The organism is Microcoleus sp. (genome assembly GCF_041354475.1).
GTDB lineage: Bacteria > Cyanobacteriota > Cyanobacteriia > Cyanobacteriales > Microcoleaceae > Microcoleus.
The window spans coordinates 34,769-41,123 of the sequence record NZ_JBGJZU010000056.1; the positions used below are offsets into that span (position 1 = coordinate 34,769).

Consider the following 6,355-nt stretch of genomic DNA (forward strand, 5'->3'; position numbering starts at 1 on the left):
GCCTCAATATCAAGATAAAATTAGGTACGCCACTGATTAAGCCAGCGGACTTGCCCTTTCCAGTCAGCAGCTTGTGTTTCTGACAGCAGTCGATCGAGCGAAGCAATTAGACTAGATAATGTCCAACTGTTTTGAGCCGCCAAAATGATGCCACCATGTTCTGGGTAGCGCTGAGATAAAACCTGAAAATCGCGGATATTAAACGTGAAAATACACCGCCCTCGCGCTGTTGCTTCTAGTAATTGAACATCATCGCTAGCATCTAAAGGCATCCACTCAGTCGGTGTTCGAGTGACATCGTGACTGCGAGATAAAAGGGCAGCTTGCAAAGCTTTAATAGAAGTATCAGCATCCAGATGCAATAGCGGTTTAGACATTGGCAGCTTCGATAATTTGCTCGGTGGCAATAGATGCGTCTATTTCCTGAGAGTGGGCTGCATAAAAAGCGAGAACTTCGTTTATTTGAGCTTCACTAATGTCATATTCATCGGCAATTTGGTTTGGCGAAAAACCCCATTTTTGAGCTGCGATGATTACTGTTTGCACCCGCAACCGAGTACCTCGCAAAACGGGTATGAGTTCGCCGCTAGCGCCTCGCACATAGGTGATTTCAGGAAAAGCGCGATCGTCATTCCGCTGGTTGAGGGTAGCGACTTTTTCAGCTACAGCCCAGAGAATAAACCCATCGAGGGAAATGCCTTGGAGTGCCGCCAATTTTTCAGCTTCTTGCTGTAGTTGAATGGGTAGGTTTAAGGTGTGGGATGTCATTAATACAACTTCCGTTTTCTAAGAGAATTGCAGATGGGGCGGTAGTTGAGTTTGAGAGTTTCTCAATTTTTCAAATTTTGGAAAAACTTTAGTTTTTATTTTAGCGCAATATCTCTGCGGGATGTTGCGTGATTCCTAAGAATTCACACCTGCCGATCAAAAAGCCGATCGCCCCTTCTCCAAACAACCAAAGGCCGATCGCCCTTTTCACCTAAATCAATCTCGACTCACGCACTCCCACAAAAAAAACCGGGTTTTTTACTTAATCTGTCGTCTTCAACGCAGTATTTTCGCAAAAAACCCGGTTTCTCAGATCCTAATTAATGATTGTGCCCGTGCCCACCATGATTGTGCCCATGATCGCCGTGAGAATGCCCATGATCCCCATGATTATGCCCATGATCCCCATGAGAATGTACGTGATCCCGAACAACCAAATTCGGATTCACCGCGATCGCACTTTCACTCAACAACGCTTCAATCTGCGGATTAGCCCACTCCGCCGCCATTTTCAGGAACTCAGGATGGTCATTCACGCAAGGCAATTTCCGATAAGTAACTCCCTGACGTTGCTTCTGCAAACCCTCAATCACATGATCTACATCTAACAAAGTTTCGTGATTTTCTGTCGCAAATCCGATCGGCATAAACACGATCGCAGTTGCACCCAGATCGATCAAATTCTTCGCAGCTAAAGTCGCATCGGGCTGAGTCCATTCAATCAGGGGTGTGTCGTGATTCAGCCAACCCACCGAAATCAAAGGATAGCGATACATCAAACGTTCCCGCACGCGATCGTACAAAGCTTGACTTTCCACAATACCCGAAGTAAAGCCCTTCGCCTTGTGTGGACAACCGTGATTCATGAGCACGATCCCAATCTGAGAAGGCAAATGCGCTACTGCTAAATCGTTTTTAATTTCTTCTTCAACCAAATCCGCCATTAGCTGAATATAAGCCGGTTCATCGTAAAAAGAAGGAATGTACCGCTGTCCTGTTACCCAATGTTCTTTACCATCAAAGGTTTGTGCTAAAGCATTGTTTACCTGTTCCACCGCAATCCCGCTAGTGAAAACAGAATCAACAACCAACAGCGGATAAATCAGAATTTTATCAAATCCTTCAGCCTTAATTTGCGGAATTACTTGTTCCGGCAAAAAGGGCGCGCAAAAGTTAAAAGCTTTGAACACTTTTACTTTGTCGCCCCATTTTTCCTGCAAATTCTTTTCGATCCCAGCGCGCTGCTGTTCAAAAATTGCATTGTGCGGCGACACGAATTGACCGTGTTGATGACTCCACTCGTGCAAGTCGAAAATCGCTAAAATCTTCGCCAGCGGTGGATAGATCCAAGTCGGTACCGGTGCAAACTTTGCCGTAAGTAAGTTTAAAGCTTGCTCGTTGTAGTTGGCAAAATCATCGTAGCTTTCGACTTCGCCGTAACCCATCAGCAAGACAGCTACGCGATCGCTGTTTTCAGGTGCACCAGATGTTTTGAACTCAATTTTTTCGGGAGAAGCAACCACTTTGTATTCCTCAATTTAGATGATTTTCAGAGTCGCAGGAAGGATGAATAAAAATCACGGAAAAAAACCCGGCTTCTATAAAAAATATTGGGCTTAGCAGCGATTCACCCACAAAGAAACCTATTTTACAGCTTCCCAGGGTCGGGGACAGAAAGCGTTAAGTTTTATGTTTTCTTAAGACTTCCTGACTTTGCCTCTGCTTTCGGTGTCTCGGAGCGTTCCCCGCGTTTATTTTGGGGGGATACCCTTCAAACAAAACTCTGTTATCAGTTTAACATCCTATCCCCCTGCATGGCATATAATTAATTAAGCTATACAATAAAGTAAAGTTATGTTAAGCTCATAATTAATTTTCTTGAAGCAAGATGAGACTGGTAATTTGCCCCGGAATTCACGACCCAAAACTGACTGATGCTTTCCTGGCGGGAATTTCAGAGGTTTGGGGAGATGCACAACCCAGGCAAAATACCCAAACATTCTACCCTGTCAAGATTTTTCCGGCTCATAAACATCCACCTTTCTCGGCTATTGACATATTCCACTTTTTGTGCAGGGAGGAGTTAGCTGGAGAAAGTCTAGTATTTGTCAGCTTTTCGGCTGGGGTAGTTGGGGCGATCGGGGGGGCGTGGATGTGGCAACAAATCGGCGGCAAAGTCGCAGCCTTCATTGCTGTAGACGGTTGGGGAGTACCCCTGGGGGGCACTTTTCCCATCCACCGCATCAGCCACGATCGCTTTACACAGTGGAGTTCGGCTATTCTCGGTGGCGGTGGAGATAGTTTTTATGCCGATCCACCCATCGCCCATTTAGATTTGTGGCACCAACCCCAAACCGCCCTAGGCTGGCAAATCATTCACACAGCCGAGGGTAGCGAAACTTTTAAACCCGCCACCGCAGCAACATTTGTAGTTCACTTATTGAAACGTTACGGAGTCCAATCAGTTGTTTAACTTTAATTTATTATCCTCAGCGATCGCGCCTATTTTCAATCTCACCGCCCTCGAAAATTCTGTATCTTCTTCAGACAGAAAAAACAGCCTCCAGCAGTGGTTGATATTTGGTGCCTCAGCTTTTTTAGTATCAATTCCAGTTTTTGTCCAAGCACCATTAGTGCGTTTGTATCCAACCATCAGTTTGCTCTCAACCATCCCGTGGTTCGTGCTTAGTTTGATTTTCATTTTTCGCCCAAAAACCCAACTTTGGGGAGACTTATTGTTGGGATTTGCCGGATGTTGGCTGGCAGGCTCGATCTATTGGGGCTGGTTTAGGTGGGAACCAATTTTACATCTACCTATAGAAGCAATTGGCTTGCCGTTTGCGATTTGGTGCTTGGGCAAATCTTGGGGAAAAGTGGGAGCATATTTTTATTTAGGTTCGCTATTTGGCACTGCTATTACTGATTTATATTTTTACTTAACCGGTTTGATGCCTTACTGGCGGCAAGTCATGCACGCGGAACCGGAATTGGCGATGCCGATTTTTCAAAGTGCGATCGGACAAATTGAAACTCCTTGGGGCATAGGTTGGGCTCTGGTTTTAATTGCTGTGCTTTTAAGTGTGGGTTTGGTGAGTTTGCGCGATCGCACTTTGCACTGGCGGGCATTCAGTGGAGCAGTTTTGAGCACGCTTTTAGTAGATGGCTTATTTTGGCTAGCTGCATCCGCTGCTTAAGACTTATGATTTCTTTCCACTCGTTTTACTCGTTTCCAGGCTCTGCCTGGAAACGCAGATCGGTCGGCTCTGCCTCCATTTTTGTTCGGAAACCAGGCAGTTTTACTCGTTTCCATGCTCTGCCTGGAAACGCCGATCGGTCGGCTCTGCCTCCAATTTTTGTTCGGAAACGAGGCAGTTTTTTCAGATTTTCGGCAACCACGCAGAGCCTCTAGATATTGTTTCCCAGGCAGAGCCTGGGAACCAGTTATGAGTTAAAATCTAATATCTAACATCTAACATCGAGATCATGGCTTTTATTTCAATTGGCGGTGTAGAACACTATTACGAGTGGATAACAGCAGACGGAAGCGCCGAACCCAGCGGCAAACCTGTGATGGTATTTTTGCACGGATGGGCAGGCTCGGCTCGCTACTGGGAAAGTACCGCGCGCGCTATTGCTGGTGAGTTTGATTGTCTGCTTTATGATATGAGAGGTTTTGGACGTTCTCCACTGCCAAAAAATCCTCCTGAGTCTAGCTACGAACTCGAAACCTATGCCCATGACTTGGCCAAATTACTAGCAGCTTTGAATTTAAGTCGCGTGTACATTAATGCTCATTCCACAGGTGCATCAATTGCTACTTTATTCCTTAACCTTTATCCCGAAAAAGTAGAAAAAGCGATTCTGACTTGCAGTGGAATTTTTGAATACGACGAAAAAGCCTTTACAACTTTTCACAAATTTGGTGGCTATGTGGTTAAATTCCGGCCACCTTGGTTGGCTTCTATTCCGTTTGTCGATCGCCTATTTATGGCACGGTTTTTGCACCGCTCCCTGCCGACAGAGGTCAGTTTGGCATTTCTAAAGGATTTCTTAATGGCAGATGAGGAAGCGGCTATAGGTACAATGGTGACAGCAGTCAGCAAAAAAGCTGCGGAGGAAATGCCCCAAGAATTTGCGCGCCTAAGTGTTCCCACACTGCTGGTAGCTGGAGAATTCGATCAAATTATTCCGGCAATCATGGGCAAACAAGCCGCTTCCCTCAGCGACAAAGTAGAATTTGTTATAATCCCAAATACATCTCACTTTCCGATGCTGGAAGATGCCACAACATATTTGCAGCGAATCCGGGATTTTTTGCCAGCAGTGGCATAACTGAGTTAATGTTCATCCAATGTACGATCGGGGAAGCCAGCTTTGAGAGCAGCCTTTACTCCGATCTTAGTTTTTAATTACTAATTTCTGAAAGCGAAAGGTGGTAACATGAACGACCTCGACCAATACTATAGAGTGCTGGAAATATTGCCGGGAGCAACTCCTGAAGAAATTACCCAAGCCTACAAGGATTTAGCGTTCATTTGGCACCCCGATCGCATTCCCAAAGATCGCCCCAGATTGCTAGAAAAAGCTGAAGCAAAGATTAAGGAAATTAATCAAGCTCGCGAAAAATTGCGATCGATTCAACCCAGGGATCAGAATCAACATAGTCAACACAAAAACACCCAGCACCAAAACACCCAGCACCACCAAAACACCCAGCACCACCAAAACACCCAGCACAGAAGCACCCAGCACCAAAGCTCTCAGTACCAAAGCTCTCAGTACCAAAGCTCTCAGTACCAAAGCTCTCAGTACCGAAACTCTCCATACCAAAACTCTCCATACCAAAATACTCAGCCACCACCGGCAAGCTCAAAAGAAACCCGTTATGCTTCAGAGGCTTATCGTGGAAAATATGCTGGAAACTCTTCTGCAAATCCTTCTGGGCCCTATTCAACTACGCCCCGTTACCAATCATCCTCATCCTCATCCTCATCTTCATCTTACCGCCCCGCTACCCCACAAAGTCCCGATTTGAGCGGTTCCAACTTCAAAGGAGCTTCCTTAAAAGAAAAGGATTTTGCCGGCAGAAACTTGAGCAATGCTAACTTGAGTCAAGCCGACTTAAGCGATGCTTTTCTACATAACGTTAACCTCACAGGCGCAAATTTGCATAAAGCCAATTTGTTCAGAGCTAACCTATTAGGAGCTTGTTTAATCAATGCCAACTTGAGAGAAACTAACTTAATCGGAGCCGATTTGAGTGGCGCTGACTTGAGTGGTGCAGATTTAACAGGAGCTAAAATCGGTTATGGCGATCGAGTAATGGTAAAACTTACCGGAGCCCGATTATCGGGAACTATATTACCCGATGGTACTGTTCACAGTTAATCACTGTTGATTAGTTATATGTTATTTGTTATTTGTAATTTTTGGGTTGCAGGTGGTGGCATCAGGACTAATGCCCTAGGGCGTGTTTTCAAACTACAACCATAACCAGATACAGGCGATCGTAATCATGGCTGTATAATTTGCAGCCAGCTTCTCATATCGGGTTGCGATCCGACGAAATTGCTTGAGTCGGTTGATC

7 protein-coding genes and 1 pseudogene are annotated in these 6,355 nt (G+C 45.4%); 4 read left to right on the top strand and 4 right to left on the bottom strand.

Annotation, left to right across the window (positions count from 1 at the left end):
- Positions 1–20 precede the first annotated feature (20 nt).
- The 3 genes from ACBR23_RS19605 to ACBR23_RS19615 form a co-directional block, all read right to left on the bottom strand.
- Complete coding sequence (locus ACBR23_RS19605) at positions 21–377, bottom strand: DUF5615 family PIN-like protein (RefSeq protein WP_341738696.1); 357 nt, start codon at positions 375–377, stop codon at positions 21–23.
- Entirely contained in the window at positions 370–768 is a 399-nt protein-coding gene (locus ACBR23_RS19610) for a DUF433 domain-containing protein (protein WP_341738695.1), read from the bottom strand. The genes ACBR23_RS19605 and ACBR23_RS19610 overlap by 8 nt, the downstream gene beginning before the upstream one ends.
- 320 nt (positions 769–1,088) lie before the next feature.
- Complete coding sequence (locus tag ACBR23_RS19615; RefSeq protein ID WP_371120476.1) at positions 1,089–2,291, bottom strand: ferrochelatase; 1,203 nt, start codon at positions 2,289–2,291, stop codon at positions 1,089–1,091.
- Between the two features lie 365 nt (positions 2,292–2,656).
- Here ACBR23_RS19615 and ACBR23_RS19620 point away from each other — a divergent pair, with 365 nt between their 5' ends.
- From ACBR23_RS19620 to ACBR23_RS19635, 4 genes are all read left to right on the top strand, one after another.
- On the top strand, positions 2,657–3,241 hold the full coding sequence (locus ACBR23_RS19620; protein ID WP_371120477.1) for a hypothetical protein: 585 nt from the start codon (positions 2,657–2,659) through the stop codon (positions 3,239–3,241).
- Positions 3,234–3,962, top strand: coding sequence for a DUF3120 domain-containing protein (locus ACBR23_RS19625; protein WP_340551159.1), 729 nt, complete (start codon positions 3,234–3,236; stop codon positions 3,960–3,962). The genes ACBR23_RS19620 and ACBR23_RS19625 overlap by 8 nt, the downstream gene beginning before the upstream one ends.
- Before the next feature lie 289 nt (positions 3,963–4,251).
- Positions 4,252–5,100, top strand: coding sequence for an alpha/beta fold hydrolase (locus ACBR23_RS19630; RefSeq protein ID WP_371116368.1), 849 nt, complete (start codon positions 4,252–4,254; stop codon positions 5,098–5,100).
- Positions 5,101–5,208: 108 nt separating this feature from the next.
- Positions 5,209–6,156 carry a pentapeptide repeat-containing protein gene (locus tag ACBR23_RS19635; RefSeq protein WP_371116369.1) on the top strand — a complete coding sequence of 316 codons (948 nt, stop codon included), beginning with the start codon at positions 5,209–5,211 and terminating at the stop codon, positions 6,154–6,156.
- Positions 6,157–6,249: 93 nt separating this feature from the next.
- On the opposite strand, the pseudogene ACBR23_RS19640 reads toward ACBR23_RS19635, so the two are convergent.
- Positions 6,250–6,355: pseudogene (locus ACBR23_RS19640) on the bottom strand (IS5/IS1182 family transposase); the annotation flags it as partial.